The following is a 17,221-nucleotide window of genomic DNA, read 5'->3' as shown; positions in this document are numbered from 1 at the left end:
GGCGGTGCCGTCGACGTGGCCGGGCAGTGCCCTCAGGAGTTCGCGGATGTAGGTCTGGACGCCGCTTCCTCCGGGACGAAGTGCAAGCGCACCGTACGTGATTCGTGTTGTGCCGTCGCGCATCCAGCAGCTCCCAACAGTAACCAGAAGTAGAAGTCGAGCGGGAAGATCTCGAAGTAGGTGGCGACCAGGCAGGCCACCATCGCCGCGACCATCGACGCACTGACACCCAGGACGAGGGCTCCATCCGGGTCGGGCATCCGGCGCGAGTACTGCACGCACCAGATGATCGCGGTCACGATCAGGGCCAGGAACAACCACAACCCGATCGGCCCGAGTTCGATGAGCAGCTTCACGTAGTAGTTGTCCGGCTGGTAGTTCTTCGACAACTGCTGCACGGTACCGCCGGCGCCGGCGGTGATCGTCCGCGTCGTGTCGCCCTGGGCTGCCGACATCGCGTCGGCCGCCGATCCGCTCGACGCCAGGCCGGTCCCGAGCGGGTGCACCCAGATGCTCGCGAAGATCTCACCCCACCCGGAGCCGCGCTGACTCAGGCTGCTCGACGAGAAGAACACCTTGGTGATGTTCGACGGCAGGAACGGCAGCGAGATGACGGCGACGACCCCGACTGCGAGCAGCGGGGCGATGAGGCGGCGGAAGCGAAGGGCCGCAAGCCAGATCACACCGACGATGAGGCCGAGGATCGCCGCCCGCACCACCGACGTGGCCATCGTGATCGCCATGACCGGCCAGCAGACGAGGAACAACCGGTTGCGCCGGCGGGCGGTGTCCGACAGCGCCACTGCTCCGCCGACGAGCAGGGCCAGCATGACGAAGAGTCCGAAACCGAAGGGCTGATTGAACGTGCTGAACGTCCGGAACAGCGGACCGCTCGTCCGCACCTGCTCGCCGAAGGTGTAGCCGAGTTCGACCAGCCGCGCCGGACCCAGGAGCTGCTGGCCGATGCCCACGAGGGTGGTGAGCACCCCGAGCGCCATGATGATCGAGACCAGTCGGTCGCGGTCGAGCGCGTCGAACGGCGTCAGCCAGAGCGCGAGGACCACGAAGAGGTAGAAGAAGGTGACCTTGACGCCGTACAGCCCGATGGGGCCGTAGACGTAGAGCGCCGACACGACCCCGAACGCGACCAGCACGGCCGCGGCCGGCCACCACGGCAGCTGCACCGGCGGGTCCGTCCGGTCGGCGGGCCGGACCCGGCGATTGGCCGCGCAGATCAGCGTCAGCGCGAGGACGCCCTCCTTCCACGCCGAGGCGACGCCGGGCAACGGGGCGATGTCGAGGAGACCGTCGAGGGGGGTGAGCGCGGCCAAGACCAGGAGACCGCGTTGCGGACGCCGATAGATGACGGCGACGAAGGCGACCGCGAGGACGAGGGCGACGAGTGCAGCGACCACGACCGGGAGGTGCGCCACGCCGACCTGCCTTTCCACGTGCCCCCGTGGTCTGTTCGAGCCCCCAGGCCAACCATGGTGGCATCTCCGGGCTCCGTTTGTCCGGGGCAACACGGACACATGTCGCCCCGGACACGCCGGGAGGCCGCCGGCCGCAGGTCAGTGACCCGAGATGCGACGTGCCCGTCGCGGGCGGGTTCGGTCGGGCCCGGATTCGGTTGTGAGAAGGCGTGGTTGCGGGCGCGGGGGATCCAGGAGTTGCGGCATCCCCTTCACCGGCTGGTGCATCGGGAGCAGGGTGTAGCCGTCTTCCCACGGGAGGTGGCCGTGGTCGTCGGGCCAGACCACCTGCAGTTTCGGGTGGTCGGGGAACAACAGGTTCGCCAGGAGCAGCTCGTCGTGGTCGAGTTGCTCGATGAGTCGGACGGTCACGGCGACCGTCTGCAACGGGATGTCGGACTGCGCGGCGACGAGATCACGCCAGTCCTCCTGGTGGAGCAGGGCGCCCAGTTCGTTCAGCACGTGCGTCGCGGTCAGGGGATCGACGCCGTAGATCGAGAGCTCCGGGATCGAGTGCAGCGAGAGTCCGGAGGTGTAGGAGAACCCGCACTCGGTTCGAGCACCCGCAGGCGGTGCGTCGAACTCGGCGTCCGCCTCGCCGACCGAGGTCACCTGCCAGCCGCAGCGCCGGATGGTCTCGATGGTGGAACGGATGAGCGGATTGGGATGCCACCGGGGCAGACCTCGGATCGCGGCAGCGTGGTCTGACATGGATCGCTCCTTTGTTCGACGGGTGCGAACATCAGAACACGAGGCCCCGACAATTCTCCCGACGCCGCAGCCGGGGAGGCGGGCGTCAGGTGTTCGCCGTGCGTCGGATGCCGAACACGGTGAACAGGGCCGCGCACGTGGCGAAGACGACCAGCAGCGCGAGCCCGATCGTGTAGCTGTGGGTGGTCGCGTCGTAGGTGGCCCCCATGACCATGGGCGGGAAGAAGCCGCCGAGCCCGCCGAGGGCACCCACGATCCCGGTGACCGAACCGACCCGCTCGGCGGGCGCGGCCTGCGCGACCCAGCTGAAGACCGACCCCGAACCGAGTCCCATGCAGACCGCCATCAGGACGAAGTCGAGACCGGCGGGTATCTCGAGGGGCGGCTTGGTGATCATCCACACGGCGAGCACGGCGGCACCGCCACAGGAGATCACGGTGATGATGCGCGGTCCTAAGCGATCGGACAGGACACCGCCGACGGGCCGGGCGATGACGGCCGCGATCGCGAAACCGGCGGTGCGTGTGCCGGCCGCCTGGAGGTCGAAGTCGTAGACGTCCTTGAGGTAGGTCGGCAGGTAGGTGCTGAAGGCGACGAAGCCGCCGAACGCCGCAGCGTAGAGAAAACCGAGCTGCCAGGTGATCGGCAGTTTGGCCGCACCGATCAGTTTGGGGACCACCGAGTCGTGGGACGCGGCCCACCTGGGTGAGTCGCGCATGAACAACCAACAGACCACGGCGACCATCGCGAGCGCGACGGCGATGATGATGTGCGTCGCGATGTATCCGAACCACGACACGAACCGCGGGGTGAAGAAGGCCGACAACGCCGTCCCGCCCATCCCGGCTCCGAAGACGCCGGTCGCGAACCCGCGCCGGGACTTGTCGTACCAGGCGTTCACGAAGGGGATGCCCACGGCGAACGTCGTCCCGCCGACGCCGAGGAAGAAGCCGGCGACGAGCAGCAACGCGTAGCTGTCGAAATGTCCGGCGGCGGCGACCAGCAGGACGAACGGAATGGTGGCGACCAGCAGAACGGTGAACATGAGGCGGCCGCCGAAGCGGTCGGTCAGTGCGCCGGTCAGGATTCGCCCGAGCGAGCCGACCAGGATCGGGATGGCGACGAGGATCGACTTCTGGGTGGCGCTCAGGTCGAGTTGGTCGGTGTAGACGACCCCGAGCGGACCGATGAGGTTCCAGGCCCAGAAGCTGATCGTGAACGCGAGTGTCGCGAGAGCGAGGTTCGTGGTCTGCGCACGCGAGCTGATGGCGGGCGTCGTGGTGTCGGTGCTCATCGATCACGATCCTTCACTCCGACGGGCGCCCACCCCGGCCGATGGGGCTGGTTACCCGGCGCGACACGTCGGTCGCGGCTTCGGTACACGATGTAGGGACGGAAAAGGTAGTGCACCGGCGCGGTGAAGATGTGCACCAGCCGGGTGAAGGGGACCATCGCGAAGAGGAGCATCCCGATCAGGATGTGCACGTGGAAACGCAAGGGCGCCGCCGCCATCGCCGTGACGTCTGGTTGCAACACGAACAGTGAACGGAACCAGGGCGAGACGGTCTCGCGGTAGTTCACGCCGGGCGCGTGCGGGTCGAGCGTGCCGATCAGCGTGATGTAGGTGCCTGCCACCAGCGCCGTGACCAGCACCAGGTACATCGCCTTGTCGTTACGCGTGGTGGCCATGAACACCGGGCCGACGGTCCGCCTGCGGTACACCAGCATCGCGACCCCGACGAGGGTGGCGACGGCCGCCAGGATCCCGAAACCCCCGGCACCCCAGTGGTACAGCGTCTCCGAGACGCCGATGGCCTCCGTCCACGACTCCGGGATCAGCAATCCGATCGCGTGGCCGATGATCACCACGAGCACGCCGTAGTGGAAGAGCGGCGACGCTATCCGCAGGAGGCGGGACTCGTAGAGCTCCGATGACCGCGTCGTCCACCCGAACTTGTCGTAGCGATAGCGCCAGATGGTTCCACCGATGAGCAGTCCTAGCGTCGCGTAGGGCACCACGCCCCACAGGAAGATGTCCACGGGTCACCTCACGCTCGGGTCGGGTTGATCGGCAGCAGGCGGGGGTCGAAGGGTTCCAGGCCCACGGTCTCCGTCGGTGCGGGTGCGCACATCGCGAGCGCCGTGGCCCGGTCGGGTGGGGAGGGACTGGGCAGGGTGGCGCACACCGCCGCCACCGCCCCGGCGTACGGCGACTCCGCGCCGAGCAGGGCGAACCGGATCAATTCCAGTGCTGCACGGTGCTTCTCGAGCAGCTCGACGCCGCGGCCCGGATCGGCCCGCGCGCTGAACTCGAGCACGATCGGCAGATGGTCGGGCAGTTCACCGCGCAGGTCCACGAGAAATCCACTGTCGCGGTAGGCCCGCTTGAACTCGCCCAGCGACGCGCCCCGACGCCGGGTGTCGCCATCGGACCAGTACGACAGGTAGAGCGTGTGCCGTTTCGAGAGATCGAAGAGCTCGATGTACTCGCGGCGCAGCGCTGCCGGATCGCCGTTGGCGAGGTGATCGGTGATCTGCCGCAGCAGGTGTGGGGTCTGTGGGTCATCCATCTCGGCGAGGGCGGCCCGCATCAGATCGACGCGGCCGAGGACCTCGTCGTCGGGATAGCTCAGACACCAGGACGCGATCAACCGTATGACGGTGCCCTCGTCGGTCGCCCGCGAGCGACGCGCGAACAACCGTGGTCCCCTCATCGTGCTTCCTCGTCGGGAGTCGACGGCCCGGGTACGCGTTCGGGGAACAGGCCCGGCGGGGCCCCGTTGCCGTCCCAGTTGAGCAGGTTGGTCCGGCCCGCCATCGTGTGCTCGCCGGCCGCCGTGTCAGTGGTCTGACGCTGACGCAGCGCATGGAACGTCTCCACCGACACCGGCGCGGGACGACCGCTGGCCTCGCCGAACGGCGACGAGTCGAACATGCCGGGCCCGTCGTCGTAGTCGAGCGAACACCCCATCTCGTCCAGTTTCTCGGCCTGTTCGAGATGAGCCGTGGGGATCACGTATCGCTCTTCATATTTCGCGATCGCCATCAGGCGGTACATCTCGTACACCTCTTCCTCGGTCATCCCCACCGCGGCCGGTATTCCGGCGTCGGGTTCACGGCCCAGGGTCACGTCGCGCATGTACGAGCGCATGGCGGCCAAGCGGCGCAACACCGTGTCGATGACGACCGTGTCACCGGCGGTGAACAATTCGGCCAGGTACTCCACCGGAATCCGAAGGGCCTCGATCGCGCCGAACAGCGTTTCCGCGCCCTCGGCGTCGTGACCCTGCTCGGCGAGCAGGTCGACGATCGGCGACAGCGGTGGGACGTACCAGACCATCGGCATCGTGCGGTATTCCGGGTGCAGCGGGAGCGCGACACGGTACTTCTTCGCCAGCGCGTAGACCGGCGATCGGCGCGCGGCCTCGAGCCAGTCGTCCGGGATGCCGTCGCGTCGAGCGGCGGCGATCACCGCCGGATCCTCGGGGTCGAGCATCAGATCGAGTTGCGCCTCATACAGATCGCGATCATCGGGGACCGAGGCGGCCGCAGTCACGGCGTCGGCGTCGTAGAGGAAGATGCCCAGGTAGCGAAGCCGGCCGACGCACGTCTCGGAACACACCGTCGGCTGCCCGACCTCGATGCGCGGGTAACACAGCGTGCATTTCTCGGCCTTGCCGGATTTGTGGTTGAAGTAGATCTTCTTGTACGGGCAGCCCGTGATGCACTGCCGCCAGCCGCGGCAGCGGTCCTGGTCGACGAGCACGATGCCGTCCTCGCTGCGTTTGTAGATCGCACCGGAGGGGCACGACGCCATGCATGACGGATTGAGGCAGTGTTCGCAGATCCGCGGCAGATAGAACATGAAGGTCTGCTCGAAGCCGAACTTCACCGCGTCCTCGGACTCGCGCCGGAGCTTCTCGACGATGGGGTCGCGCTCGGCGAGTTCCGGTGCACCGCCGAGGTTGTCGTCCCAGTTCGCCGACCAGGTGACCTTGGTGTCCTTGCCGGTGAGCAGGGACTTGGGACGGGCGACCGGGAAATCGTCGCCGAGCGGGGCGTCGATGAGGGTCTGGTAGTCGTAGGTCCAGGGTTCGTAATAGTCCTCGATGGTCGGCTGGACCGGACTCGCGAACAGGGTCAACAGCTTCCGCACGCGGCCGCCGGCGCGCAGGCGCAGCCTGCCGTTGCGGTTGAGGACCCAGCCGCCCTGCCAGGTCTCCTGGTCGTCGTACCGTCGCGGATACCCCTGTCCGGGACGGGTTTCGACGTTGTTGAACCACACGTACTCGGTGCCGGACCGATTGGTCCACGCCTGCTTGCAGGTCACCGAGCAGGTGTGGCACCCGATGCACTTGTCGAGGTTCATCACCATCCCGACCTGGGCCATGACCCGCATCAGTACGTCACCTCCTGGCTGCGTTTGCGGATGGTCGAGACCATGTCGCGTTGATTGCCGGTCGGTCCGAGATAGTTGAAGGCGTAGGACAACTGGGCGTAACCGCCGATGAGGTGGGTCGGTTTCACCAGCAGCCGCGTCGGCGAGTTGTGGATGCCGCCCCGGCGGCCCGTCGCCTCCGACTTCGGGACGTCGATCGTGCGTTCCTGGGCGTGGTGGACGTAGCAGACCCCGGCCGGCATGCGATGGCTGACGATTGCACGGCACACGAAAACGCCGTTGGCGTTGGTGCATTCGATCCAGTCGTTGTCGGCGACGTCGATCGAGGCGGCGTCCTGGGGACTCAGCCAGGCGATCGGCCCGCCGCGGGAGAGCGACAACATGAATAGGTTGTCCTGATACTCGGAATGGATCGACCACTTGGAATGCGGCGTCAGGTACCGCACCGTGATCTCCCGCGACCCGTCGGCGCCGAGCTTCGGTTCGCCGAACAGGCGGTGCATGTCCAGCGGCGGCCGGTAGATCGGGAGCGACTCGCCCATGTCGATCATCCAGTCGTGGTCCTGATAGAAGTGCATCCGTCCGGTGAGCGTGTGAAACGGCTTGAGCCGCTCGATGTTCACCGTGAACGGTGCGTACCGGCGGCCGCCGGTCTCCGATCCGGACCACTCCGGCGACGTGATCACCGGCACGGGTGCCTTCTGGGTGTCGGCGAAGCGGATGCGCTTCTCCTCCGAACCGCGCGCGAGGTCGTCGAGGCGGAAACCGACGCGTTGCTGGAGTTGTTCGAAGCCGGCAACTGCGAGTTCGCCGTTCGTGGTCCCCGACAACGTCAGGATCGCCTCGGCGAGTTTCTCGTCGGTGTCGATGGCCGGTCGTCCGTCGCCGGCGCCGCCGAGCATCACGCCGTTGGATTCGGCGAGTTTACGCGTCTGCTCCGCCAGCGGGTAGGTCACATTCTTGACGGTGAAGCCGAGGGTGTCCGCGAGCGGTCCGATGGACGCCAGCTTGTCCGCGATCGCGGTGTAATCCCGTTCCACCACCGTGAAGTTGGGCATGTTCCGGCCTGGCTGTCCGACAACGCCGTCGTGTCGCCAGTCCAGAACCCGGCCGTGCGGTTGTGCAACCTCGCCCGGGGTGTCGTGCTGCAGGGGGACGCTGACGAGATCGCGCCGTGTACCGAGGTGGGTGCGTGCCAGGTCCGACAGCTTGCGCGCGAGCCGGTGGAACAGGTCGAAGTCGGACTTCGCCTCCCACGGCGGGTCGATCGCCGGCGTGAACGCGTGGACGAACGGGTGCATGTCCGTGGAGGACAGGTCGTGCTTCTCGTACCAGGTCGCAGCAGGCAGGACGATGTCCGACAGCAGCGTGGTCGAGGTCATCCGGAAATCCGCCGACAGCAGCAGGTCGAGCTTCCCCTCCGGAATGTCGTCGTGCCAACGGATCTCGGCAGGCCTCGGGGTCTCGGGTTTCTCGGCGCCGAGCACGTTGTGGTGGGTGCCGAGCAGGGTCCGGAGGAAGTACTCGTTGCCCTTCGCCGAGGAACCGAGCAGGTTGGACCGCCACAGCACGAGGGTCCGGGGCCAGTTCTCGGGTGCGTCGACGTCGGTGATGGCGGATGTCAGTTGGCCGTTCTGCAGACGCTCGGCGACGTAGGACGCCGGATCGGCGGCGTCACCGCGATCCACGGCGGCGGTCGCCTCGTCGGCGACGTCGAGAGGGTTGGTGGAGAACTGGGGATAGAAGGGCATCCAGCCGAGCCGCGCCGACTGGGCGATGGCGTCGGCGGTGTGCTCGTGGTCCATCGTGCCGCGCGACAGCGGGGAGGCGAGTGAGGATGTCGAGTACCCGTCGTTGCGCCATTGCCCGGTGTGCATGTACCAGTACGAGGTCCCGGTCATGGTCCGCGGCGGGCGCGTCCAGTCCAGCGCGTTCGCCAGCGAGATCCAGCCCGTGATCGGACGACACTTCTCCTGCCCGACGTAGTGCGCCCAACCGCCGCCGTTGCGGCCCATGCATCCGGTGAGGATGAGCAGGGACAGGATCGCCCGATAGGTCGCGTCGCCGTGGAACCACTGGCAGATCCCGGCGCCCATGATGATCATCGAGCGGCCGCCGGATTCCTCGGCGTTGGCGGCGAATTCGCGCGCGACGCGAATCGCCGCCGCGGCCGGCACGCCGGTGATCTCGGCCTGCCACGCCGGTGTGTACGGCGCCGATGCGTCGTCGTAGCCGGTGGGCCACTCGCCGGGGAGCCCGTCCCGGGTGACGCCGTACTGCGCGAGCATCAGATCGAAGACGGTCGTGACGAGCCGTCCCCCGATCCGCCGCGCGGGGACACCTCGGCGGACCACGGCGCCGCTGCCGTCGGGGGCGTCGAAGACCGGGAACGCGACTTCGACGAATTCGGCCGCATCGCTCATGAGTGTCAGCGCGGGTTGCGCGCCGTCGAGATCGAGATTCCATCGCCCCGCTCCGGAGTCGGCGTACCGGAACCCCATCGAGCCGTTGGGCACCACCGGCTCATCGCGTGCCTCGTCCCAGCACACCGTCTTCCAGACATCCTCGGAGGCAACATGTTCCGCGCCGGGCAACTCGTCGGCGGTCACGAACTTCCCGGGGACGAATTTTCCGGGGACGCAGGTGCCGGTCGAGTCACCGTCCGGCCCGCCCGGTTCCTCGTCCAAGTGGATCAGGAACGGCAGGTCGGTGTAGCGGCGCACGTAGTCGTCGAAGAAACGGGTCGAGCGCCGGACGAAGAACTCGGTGAGGATGACGTGTCCCATCGCCATCGCGAGCGCCCCGTCGGTGCCGGCCTGCGCGGGCAGCCATTCGTCGGCGAACTTGGTGTTGTCGGCGTAGTCGGGGCTGACCGAGACCACCTTGGTGCCGCGGTAGCGCACCTCGGCCATCCAGTGCGCGTCCGGGGTCCGCGTCACCGGGACGTTGGAACCCCACATCATCAGGTACGTCGCGTCCCACCAGTCCCCGGACTCCGGGACGTCGGTCTGGTCGCCGAACACCTGGGGACTGGCCACCGGAAGATCGGCGTACCAGTCGTAGAACGAGGTCATCACCCCGCCGATCAACTGGATGAACCGGGTGCCGACGCAGTGGCTGACCATCGACATGGCCGGGATCGGGGAGAAACCCGCGCACCGGTCCGGACCGTGGGTCTTGATCGTGTGAACGTGCGCTGCCGCGGCCATCTCGACGGCCTCGTCCCAGGAGACGCGAACGAGCCCGCCCTTGCCCCGTGCGCGCTGGTAGGAGCGTCGGCGCAGCGGGTCTCCGACGACGTCGGCCCACGCCAGCACGGGATCGCCGAGCCGGCGCTTCGCCTCGCGGAACATCTCCACCAGCACACCCCGGGCGTACGGGTGTCGGACCCGGGTGGGGGAGTAGGTGTACCAGGAGAAGGCCGCGCCCCGCGGGCACCCGCGGGGTTCGTACTCGGGCCGGTCCGGGCCCACCGAGGGGTAGTCGGTCTCCTGGGTCTCCCAGGTGATGATCCCGTCTTTGACGTAGACCTTCCACGAGCAGGAGCCCGTGCAGTTCACGCCGTGTGTCGAGCGCACGATCTTGTCGTGGCTCCATCGATCCCGGTAGAAGACGTCACCCGCCCGACCGCCGTCCCGGAAGACGACACGACGATCGTCGGTCTCGTCCCATCGGGTGAAGAACCTGCCGATGTCCAACAGTGCGGTGGCTGCAGAACCCTGTACATCTTCTGACCGGGCCATGAGCGACACCATACGGAGGGTCGGCAATTGTTTCTTCCCGAATCGCAAAGTCGATCAGATATGCCGAAAACGTTTGTGGGGAATACACCCGTCGGTCATTCGGGAAACAATTTGGTCGCTTAGGTCAACGCGTGGCAACCGTCAACAGGATCGCCGAGTCCTCTTGTGCGGTCAGGCCGTGACGCGTCGACGGAATGGTCACCAGATCGCCGGTGGCGCCCTCCCACCGGCCGGCCGGGTCGCCGTCCGCCGAGGTCAGGACGACACGCCCGCGCAGGACCTGCAGCGTGGCCTCGGTGGGACTGTCGTGATCCGACAGTGCCGCGCCCGCGACCAGTGCGATCACCGTTTGTCGAAGATGGCGAGAAGATTTGCCGTGCAACGTATGAGAGGCCCGTCGGCTCGACGCTTCGCGGGCCGAGGACAGGAGCTCGTCGACGAGCTCGGGCAGATGAGTCGAATCCACGTGTTCCACCATGACATCGCGGCGCGGCGACGAGGTGATGTTCGGCGGATCGAGGCCAGTTCGTTGTTACGCTGTCGACCGACGCGGTGATCCTGCCGCCTGGAATAGGCCACACAATCGTTGCGAAAACACCCGGTGATGACGGGCTCGCACCCATGAGAGTCCGGCGATGAGACGATTTCGGAAAATGGTTCCGCGAAATGATTCGAGAATCGAACTGTCGATTCCGTACAGAACCGATCGGCGCCCGTCGGATGGCTTCGGGTCCGCGCGCCGAACTGGGGTCAGCCGAGCCGCATCCGGAGCAGACGATCGTCGCCGTCGGCCGGCCGGCCGCGTCCGTCGGTGTTGCTCGTGCCGAACCACAGTGAGCCGTCGGGCGCGGCGGCCACGACGCGCAGCCGGCCGAACTCGTCGGCGTACCTGCTCACCGGCTCGCCGGCGGCCGACCCCGTGAGCGGTATCTCCCACAGCCGCCGGCCGCGGAGCGCGGCCATGTAGGCGCGGTCGCCGATGATCGCCAGCCCGGCCGGGGACGCCTCCTGCGTGGTCCAGGTGGCGGCCGGCGCGACGAACCGCGGATCATCGGAATCGCCTTCGACCTCCGGCCACCCGTAGTTGCCACCCGGTCGGATCAGATTGAGCTCGTCACGACGGTTCTGTCCGAACTCACTGGCCCACAGCCGGCCTGCGCCGTCGAAGGCCAGGCCCTCGACGTTGCGGTGCCCGTACGAGTGGACCTCGTTGCCGAACGGGTTGCCCGGCCACGGGCGGCCATCCCGGTCCACCCGCAGGATCTTGCCGTTCAACGCGGTGACGTCCTGGGCGACCTCGGGTACCGCGGCATCGCCGACCGAGACGAACAGGCTTCCGTCCGGGCCGAAGGCGAGGGCGCCGCCGTGATGGTTGTAGGCCGCGTCGAGTCCGGCGATCAGCGGTCGGGGACGGGTGAGCCGGTCGCCGTCGAAGTCCAGGCGCACCAGCCGGTTGTCGGTGGCGGTCGTGTAGTAGACGAACACCGCGCTCTCGTCGCCCGGCGCCACCGCGATGCCCTGCAACCCGCCTTCGCCGCGCGGAGCGGCGTCAGCGAACTCGCCGACGGTCCGGACCTCGCCCCCAGGGGACACCCGCACGACCGTGGCGTCGTCACGCTGGGTGACGAGGGCATCGCCGTCACCGAGGAAGGCCAGCGCCCACGGCACGTCCAGCCCGGATGCGACGGTCTCGACCGACGCGGCGTCCGCGGACGTGCCCGTCGGACCCGAGCCGGATCGATCCCGCGTCGGCGGATCGTCGGTGGCGCACCCGGTCACCAGCGACGTACCGGTGATGCCGAGCAGCCCGGCCCCGAGCAGGCCCGTTTTGAGGAGTTTGCGTCGATCCATACCCTCGATGGTGCCTGATGGTCGCCACTGCCGACCGGTACCGATTTGGGTCTACGCTGCGGATTCCCTACACTAGACCGGTTGCCTGTGCACCTCAGGTGTCCGGGACACAACTGAATAGTCTCCGGTGCCGGCGAAAAGCCAAGGGCATCGGCGGCGAGAACCTTCTCCAAACAACTATCCACTTCGTGGAAGGCCCACCGCAGGTCACCGGGATTTTTCCGGCCACCGGCGCTGTATGGGAACCGCTACGAGAAAGGTTGACGGTCACCCATGACCATGACTGACCCGATCGCAGACTTCTTGACGCGTCTGCGTAACGCCAACTCGGCGTACCACGACGAGGTGACACTGCCCTCGTCGAAGATCAAGGTGAACATCGCCGAGATCCTCAAGCGCGAGGGCTACATCACCGACTACCGCACCGAAGACGCGGAGGTCGGGAAGAACCTCGTCGTCTCCCTGAAGTACGGCCCGAGTCGCGAGCGCTCCATCGCCGGTCTGCGCCGCGTCTCCAAGCCCGGCCTCCGGGTCTATGCAAAGTCCACCAACCTGCCCAAGGTTCTGGGCGGCCTCGGCGTGGCCATCATCTCCACGTCGTCGGGCCTGCTCACCGATCGCCAGGCAGCCAACCAGGGCGTGGGCGGCGAAGTCCTCGCCTACGTCTGGTAGGGGAGGTAACAACACATGTCGCGTATCGGAAAGAACCCCATCGAGATCCCCGCGGGCGTGGACGTCACCATCGACGGCCAGAACGTCACCGTGAAGGGCCCCAAGGGTGAGCTCTCGCTCACCGTCTCCGAGCCCATCTCGGTCGCCAAGGAGGACAACTCCATCGTCGTGACCCGCCCCAACGACGAGCGTCGCAGCCGCGCGCTGCACGGCCTGAGCCGTTCGCTCGTGAACAACCTCGTCGTGGGCGTCACGCAGGGCTACACCAAGAAGATGGAGATCTTCGGTGTCGGTTACCGCGTGCAGGCCAAGGGCAGCGACCTCGAGTTCGCGCTCGGTTACAGCCATCCCGTGCCGATCGAGGCCCCGGCGGGCATCACGTTCGCCGTGGAGTCCCCGACGAAGTTCTCGGTCTCGGGTATCGACAAGCAGCAAGTCGGCGAGATCTCGGCGGTCATCCGCCGCCTGCGTCGTCCGGACCCCTACAAGGGCAAGGGCATTCGCTACGAGGGTGAGCAGATCCGTCGCAAGGTCGGAAAGACGGGTAAGTAAGCCATGAGTGATTCAGCTACCAAGACAGTGCGCAAGCCGATCGGCAAGGACGTCTCGACGCGTCGTCGCAAGGCGACCGGCAACCGTCACTTCCGCCTCCGCAAGAAGGTCAGCGGAACCCCGGCCCGTCCGCGTCTCGCGGTCAAGCGCAGTTCGCGCCACATCCACGTCCAGTTGATCGACGACTCGGCCGGCAAGACGCTGGCCGCGGCATCGACGATCGAGGCCGATGTGCGTGCGGCCGGCGGCGACAAGTCCGCGCAGGCCCGCAAAGTCGGCGAGCTCATCGCCGCCCGCGCCAAGGCTGCCGGCGTCGGCGCCGTCGTGTTCGACCGTGGTGGCAAGGACTACCACGGCCGGATCGCCGCGCTCGCCGACGCCGCCCGCGAGGGAGGCCTGAGCTTCTGATGACCATCTCGAACAGCTACACCCACATGACCGGAGGGAACCTCTGATGCCCGGACGTCAGCGTGACGGCGGAAACGGACCCGCCGGTAACGACAACAACCAGAACAACCAGGGCGGCGGCAACGACCGTCGCGGCGGTGGCCGCGGCGACCGCCGCGATCGTGGCGGCCGCGACCAGGACCGCAACCAGCTCGAGCGCGTGGTGACCATCAACCGCGTCTCGAAGGTGGTCAAGGGTGGACGTCGTTTCTCGTTCACCGCTCTCGTGGTCGTCGGCGACGGCCAGGGCATGGTCGGCGTCGGCTACGGCAAGGCCAAGGAAGTCCCGGCCGCGATCCAGAAGGGTGTCGAGGAAGCTCGCAAGAACTTCTTCCGCGTGCCCCTGATCGCCGGCACCGTGACCCACCCGGTCCAGGGTGAGGCCGCCGCCGGTGTCGTCATGCTCCGCCCGGCCAGCCCCGGTACCGGTGTGATCGCCGGTGGCGCGGTGCGTGCCGTGCTCGAGTGCGCGGGCGTCCACGACGTCCTCGCCAAGAGCCTCGGCTCGGACAACGCCATCAACGTCGTGCACGCCACCGTCGCGGCACTCAAGATGCTGCAGCGTCCCGAAGAGGTCGCGGCCCGCCGCGGTCTGCCGATCGAGGATGTCGCTCCGGCCGGTATGCTCCGCGCTCGCGCAGGACAGGGGGTCTGATCATGGCTCAGCTGAAGATCACTCAGGTCAAGGGCACCATCGGTACCAAGAGCAACCAGCGTGACAGCCTGCGGACCCTCGGACTCAAGGGCATCCGCCAGACCGTCACCCGCGAGGACACGCCGATCAACCGCGGCCTCATCAACGCGGTTCGTCACCTCGTGACAGTCGAAGAGGTTCAAGCATGACCATCAAACTCCATCACCTTCGCCCCGCTCCGGGGTCGAAGACCGACAAGACCCGCGTAGGTCGCGGTGAGGGGTCCAAGGGTAAGACCGCCGGTCGCGGCACCAAGGGCACCAAGGCACGCAAGAACGTGCCCGCCGGCTTCGAGGGTGGCCAGATGCCGATCCACATGCGGCTGCCGAAGCTCAAGGGCTTCACCAACCGCAACCGGATCGAGTACCAGGTCGTCAACGTCGGCGACATCGCCCGCCTGTTCCCGCAGGGCGGCACCATCGGCGTCGACGAGCTCGTCGCGGCCGGGGCCGTTCGCAAGAACAAGCTGGTGAAGGTTCTCGGCGACGGTGACCTGTCGGTCAAGGTCGACATCACCGCCGACAAGTTCACCGCCTCCGCCAAGGAGAAGATCGCCGCTGCCGGTGGCAGCGTCACCGAACTCTGACGGACACACACCGCGGTCGGGCGGCAGCATCGCTGCCGCCCGACCGGGGCGTTTCGGTGTGACTGTTAGAGTCTCAGAGGTTGTCCTGCCGGACACGCCCAAGACTGCCGCATCCCGAAAGATCATCGTCGATTGCCGAGCACACGGGGGTCGGGTCGCACCGACCCGGAACGTAGACCTCGCGTGGTCGTTACTAGGAGGAGTTAGTGCTTTCCCCCCTCTTCGCGGCCATTCGGACGCCGGATCTGAGGAAGAAGATCCTCTTCGTTCTCGGCATCATCATCCTGTATCGGCTGGGAGCGACCGTCCCGTCGCCGGGTGTCGACTACCAGGCCGTGCAGGCGTGTCTCGACGAGGTCTCGTCCGGTGAGTCGAGCTCGGTCTACTCCCTGATCAACCTGTTCTCCGGCGGCGCGCTGCTGCAGCTGTCGGTGTTCGCGATCGGCATCATGCCGTACATCACGGCGGCCATCATCGTGCAGCTGCTGACCGTGGTCATCCCGCGCTTCGAGCAACTCCGCAAGGAGGGCCAGGCCGGCCAGGCCAAGATGACGCAGTACACGCGCTACCTGGCCGTGGCCCTCGCACTCCTGCAGTCGACGGGCATCGTGGCCCTCGCCGATCGTGGCCAGCTCCTTCCGCAGTCCTGTGCGCAGAGCGGCGAAGTCCTCAACGACCAGAGCATCTTCGGTCTGTCGATCATCGTGCTCGTCATGACCGCCGGCGCCTGTGTCGTCATGTGGTTCGGTGAGCTCATCACCGAGCGCGGCATCGGCAACGGCATGTCGCTGCTGATCTTCGCCGGTATCGCCGCGCGTATCCCCGCCGAAGGTCGCACCATTCTCAACAGCCGCGGCGGACTCGTCTTCGCCCTGGTCTGTGTCGCCGCGCTGATCATCGTCGCCGGCGTAGTGTTCATCGAGCAGGGTCAGCGCCGCATCCCGGTGCAGTACGCCAAGCGCATGGTGGGCCGCAAGATGTACGGCGGGTCGTCGACCTACCTGCCGCTGAAGGTCAACCAGGCCGGCGTCATCCCGGTGATCTTCGCCTCGTCGCTGCTGTATCTGCCGCAGCTGATCGTCGAACTCACGCGCAATCCCGATGGGACGCAGTCGACCTGGCAGGAATACGTCACCAGGTACCTGACCGATCCGAGCAACGGCGTCTACATCGCCGTCTACTTCCTGATGATCATCTTCTTCACGTACTTCTACGTGGCGGTGACGTTCAATCCGGAGGAGCGCGCCGACGAGATGAAGAAGTACGGTGGATTCATCCCGGGCATCCGTCCGGGAGCGCCCACGGCCGAATACCTCGGGTATGTGCTCAGTCGCATCACTCTGCCGGGCTCGATCTACCTCGGTATCATCGCGGTACTCCCGAACCTGTTCCTCGAGATCGGTAACAGCGGCAACGTCCAGAACCTGCCGTTCGGTGGTACGGCCGTTCTGATCATGGTCGGCGTGGGTCTGGACACGATGAAGCAGATCAACAGTCAGTTGATGCAACGCAAGTACGAAGGATTCTTGAAGTGAGACTTGTCATTCTCGGCCCGCCCGGAGCAGGTAAAGGCACCCAGGCGGAGCTTTTGAGCGAAGCACTCGGGATCCCCCACATCTCGACCGGTGACCTCTTCCGCGCCAACATCTCCCAGGGCACCGCCGTGGGTGTGGAGGCCAAGAAGTACCTCGACGCCGGCAACCTCGTCCCGTCCGAGATCACGGTGGACATGGTCCGCGCCCGCGTCGGCGAGCCGGATGCGTCGAAGGGTTTCATCCTCGACGGTTTCCCGCGCTCGACCGAGCAGGCCGACGCGCTGAACGACATCCTGGCGAATCTCGACGCCTCGCTCGACGCCGTGCTCTCGTTCGTCGTCGACACCGACGTCGTCGTGGAGCGCATGCTGGCGCGTGGCCGCGCCGACGACACCGAAGAGGTCATCCGCAACCGGATGGACGTCTACACCCGGGAGACCGCGCCGCTGCTCGCGTACTACGGCGACCAGGTCAAGACGATCGACGCGGTCGGTGACATCCAGGGCGTCCATCAGCGCGTCCTGAGCGCGCTCGGCGCCGGCGTCTCCTGACCCCGCTG

At 66.9% G+C, this 17,221-nt stretch carries 17 protein-coding genes; 8 read left to right on the top strand and 9 right to left on the bottom strand.

Going from position 1 to position 17,221, the window contains the following annotated elements; genetic code table 11:
- Nucleotides 1–32: 32 nt before the first annotated feature.
- The 9 genes from GR168_RS17460 to GR168_RS17420 all read right to left on the bottom strand — a co-directional run bounded on the left by GR168_RS17460 (nucleotide 33) and on the right by GR168_RS17420 (nucleotide 12,176).
- Nucleotides 33–1,433: an O-antigen ligase family protein gene (locus tag GR168_RS17460; protein ID WP_159371326.1), complete on the bottom strand. Its 1,401-nt coding sequence runs from the start codon at nucleotides 1,431–1,433 to the stop codon at nucleotides 33–35.
- Nucleotides 1,434–1,571: 138 nt separating this feature from the next.
- On the bottom strand, nucleotides 1,572–2,183 hold the full coding sequence (locus tag GR168_RS17455; protein WP_058251985.1) for a DUF4262 domain-containing protein: 612 nt from the start codon (nucleotides 2,181–2,183) through the stop codon (nucleotides 1,572–1,574).
- 85 nt (nucleotides 2,184–2,268) lie between these two features.
- Nucleotides 2,269–3,477 carry an MFS transporter gene (locus GR168_RS17450; RefSeq protein WP_159371325.1) on the bottom strand — a complete coding sequence of 403 codons (1,209 nt, stop codon included), beginning with the start codon at nucleotides 3,475–3,477 and terminating at the stop codon, nucleotides 2,269–2,271.
- Nucleotides 3,474–4,223 (bottom strand): respiratory nitrate reductase subunit gamma, encoded by a 750-nt coding sequence (narI, locus tag GR168_RS17445; protein ID WP_058251983.1) that lies wholly within the window; start codon nucleotides 4,221–4,223, stop codon nucleotides 3,474–3,476. Before narI ends, GR168_RS17450 begins: the two co-directional genes overlap by 4 nt.
- Before the next feature lie 8 nt (nucleotides 4,224–4,231).
- On the bottom strand, nucleotides 4,232–4,897 hold the full coding sequence (narJ, locus tag GR168_RS17440; RefSeq protein WP_159371324.1) for a nitrate reductase molybdenum cofactor assembly chaperone: 666 nt from the start codon (nucleotides 4,895–4,897) through the stop codon (nucleotides 4,232–4,234).
- A complete protein-coding gene (gene narH / locus GR168_RS17435; protein WP_159371323.1) occupies nucleotides 4,894–6,582 on the bottom strand; it encodes a nitrate reductase subunit beta in 1,689 nt (562 codons plus the stop codon). Before narH ends, narJ begins: the two co-directional genes overlap by 4 nt.
- Nucleotides 6,582–10,325, bottom strand: coding sequence for a nitrate reductase subunit alpha (locus GR168_RS17430; protein WP_159371322.1), 3,744 nt, complete (start codon nucleotides 10,323–10,325; stop codon nucleotides 6,582–6,584). Before GR168_RS17430 ends, narH begins: the two co-directional genes overlap by 1 nt.
- Nucleotides 10,326–10,449: 124 nt before the next feature.
- Entirely contained in the window at nucleotides 10,450–10,791 is a 342-nt protein-coding gene (locus GR168_RS17425; protein ID WP_137809582.1) for a LuxR family transcriptional regulator, read from the bottom strand.
- Nucleotides 10,792–11,075: 284 nt separating this feature from the next.
- Nucleotides 11,076–12,176, bottom strand: coding sequence for a PQQ-dependent sugar dehydrogenase (locus GR168_RS17420; RefSeq protein WP_159371321.1), 1,101 nt, complete (start codon nucleotides 12,174–12,176; stop codon nucleotides 11,076–11,078).
- Nucleotides 12,177–12,449: 273 nt separating this feature from the next.
- Between GR168_RS17420 and rpsH the strand changes: the two genes are divergently transcribed.
- The 8 genes from rpsH to GR168_RS17380 all read left to right on the top strand — a co-directional run bounded on the left by rpsH (nucleotide 12,450) and on the right by GR168_RS17380 (nucleotide 17,213).
- Nucleotides 12,450–12,848: a 30S ribosomal protein S8 gene (gene rpsH, locus GR168_RS17415; protein WP_004023571.1), complete on the top strand. Its 399-nt coding sequence runs from the start codon at nucleotides 12,450–12,452 to the stop codon at nucleotides 12,846–12,848.
- A gap of 15 nt (nucleotides 12,849–12,863) precedes the next feature.
- Nucleotides 12,864–13,400: a 50S ribosomal protein L6 gene (gene rplF / locus GR168_RS17410; protein ID WP_058251979.1), complete on the top strand. Its 537-nt coding sequence runs from the start codon at nucleotides 12,864–12,866 to the stop codon at nucleotides 13,398–13,400.
- A 3-nt stretch (nucleotides 13,401–13,403) separates the two neighbouring features.
- Complete coding sequence (gene rplR, locus GR168_RS17405; RefSeq protein WP_159371320.1) at nucleotides 13,404–13,808, top strand: 50S ribosomal protein L18; 405 nt, start codon at nucleotides 13,404–13,406, stop codon at nucleotides 13,806–13,808.
- A 46-nt stretch (nucleotides 13,809–13,854) separates the two neighbouring features.
- On the top strand, nucleotides 13,855–14,502 hold the full coding sequence (gene rpsE / locus GR168_RS17400; protein ID WP_058251977.1) for a 30S ribosomal protein S5: 648 nt from the start codon (nucleotides 13,855–13,857) through the stop codon (nucleotides 14,500–14,502).
- Between the two features lie 2 nt (nucleotides 14,503–14,504).
- Nucleotides 14,505–14,690: a 50S ribosomal protein L30 gene (gene rpmD / locus GR168_RS17395; RefSeq protein WP_058251976.1), complete on the top strand. Its 186-nt coding sequence runs from the start codon at nucleotides 14,505–14,507 to the stop codon at nucleotides 14,688–14,690.
- A complete protein-coding gene (gene rplO / locus GR168_RS17390; protein WP_004023566.1) occupies nucleotides 14,687–15,127 on the top strand; it encodes a 50S ribosomal protein L15 in 441 nt (146 codons plus the stop codon). Before rpmD ends, rplO begins: the two co-directional genes overlap by 4 nt.
- A gap of 206 nt (nucleotides 15,128–15,333) precedes the next feature.
- A complete protein-coding gene (gene secY / locus GR168_RS17385) occupies nucleotides 15,334–16,662 on the top strand; it encodes a preprotein translocase subunit SecY (protein ID WP_058251974.1) in 1,329 nt (442 codons plus the stop codon).
- The gene (locus GR168_RS17380; RefSeq protein WP_004023564.1) at nucleotides 16,659–17,213 is read left to right on the top strand and encodes an adenylate kinase; all 555 of its coding nucleotides are present in this window, start codon (nucleotides 16,659–16,661) and stop codon (nucleotides 17,211–17,213) included. Before secY ends, GR168_RS17380 begins: the two co-directional genes overlap by 4 nt.
- The last annotated feature ends 8 nt before the right edge of the window (nucleotides 17,214–17,221 follow it).

Origin of the sequence: Gordonia sp. JH63, from assembly GCF_009856645.1 — a bacterium.
In the GTDB taxonomy this organism is placed as follows: domain Bacteria; phylum Actinomycetota; class Actinomycetes; order Mycobacteriales; family Mycobacteriaceae; genus Gordonia; species Gordonia hongkongensis.
The sequence above is the reverse complement of the archived record's forward strand: the minus strand, read 5'-3'. Positions and strand labels throughout refer to the sequence as shown.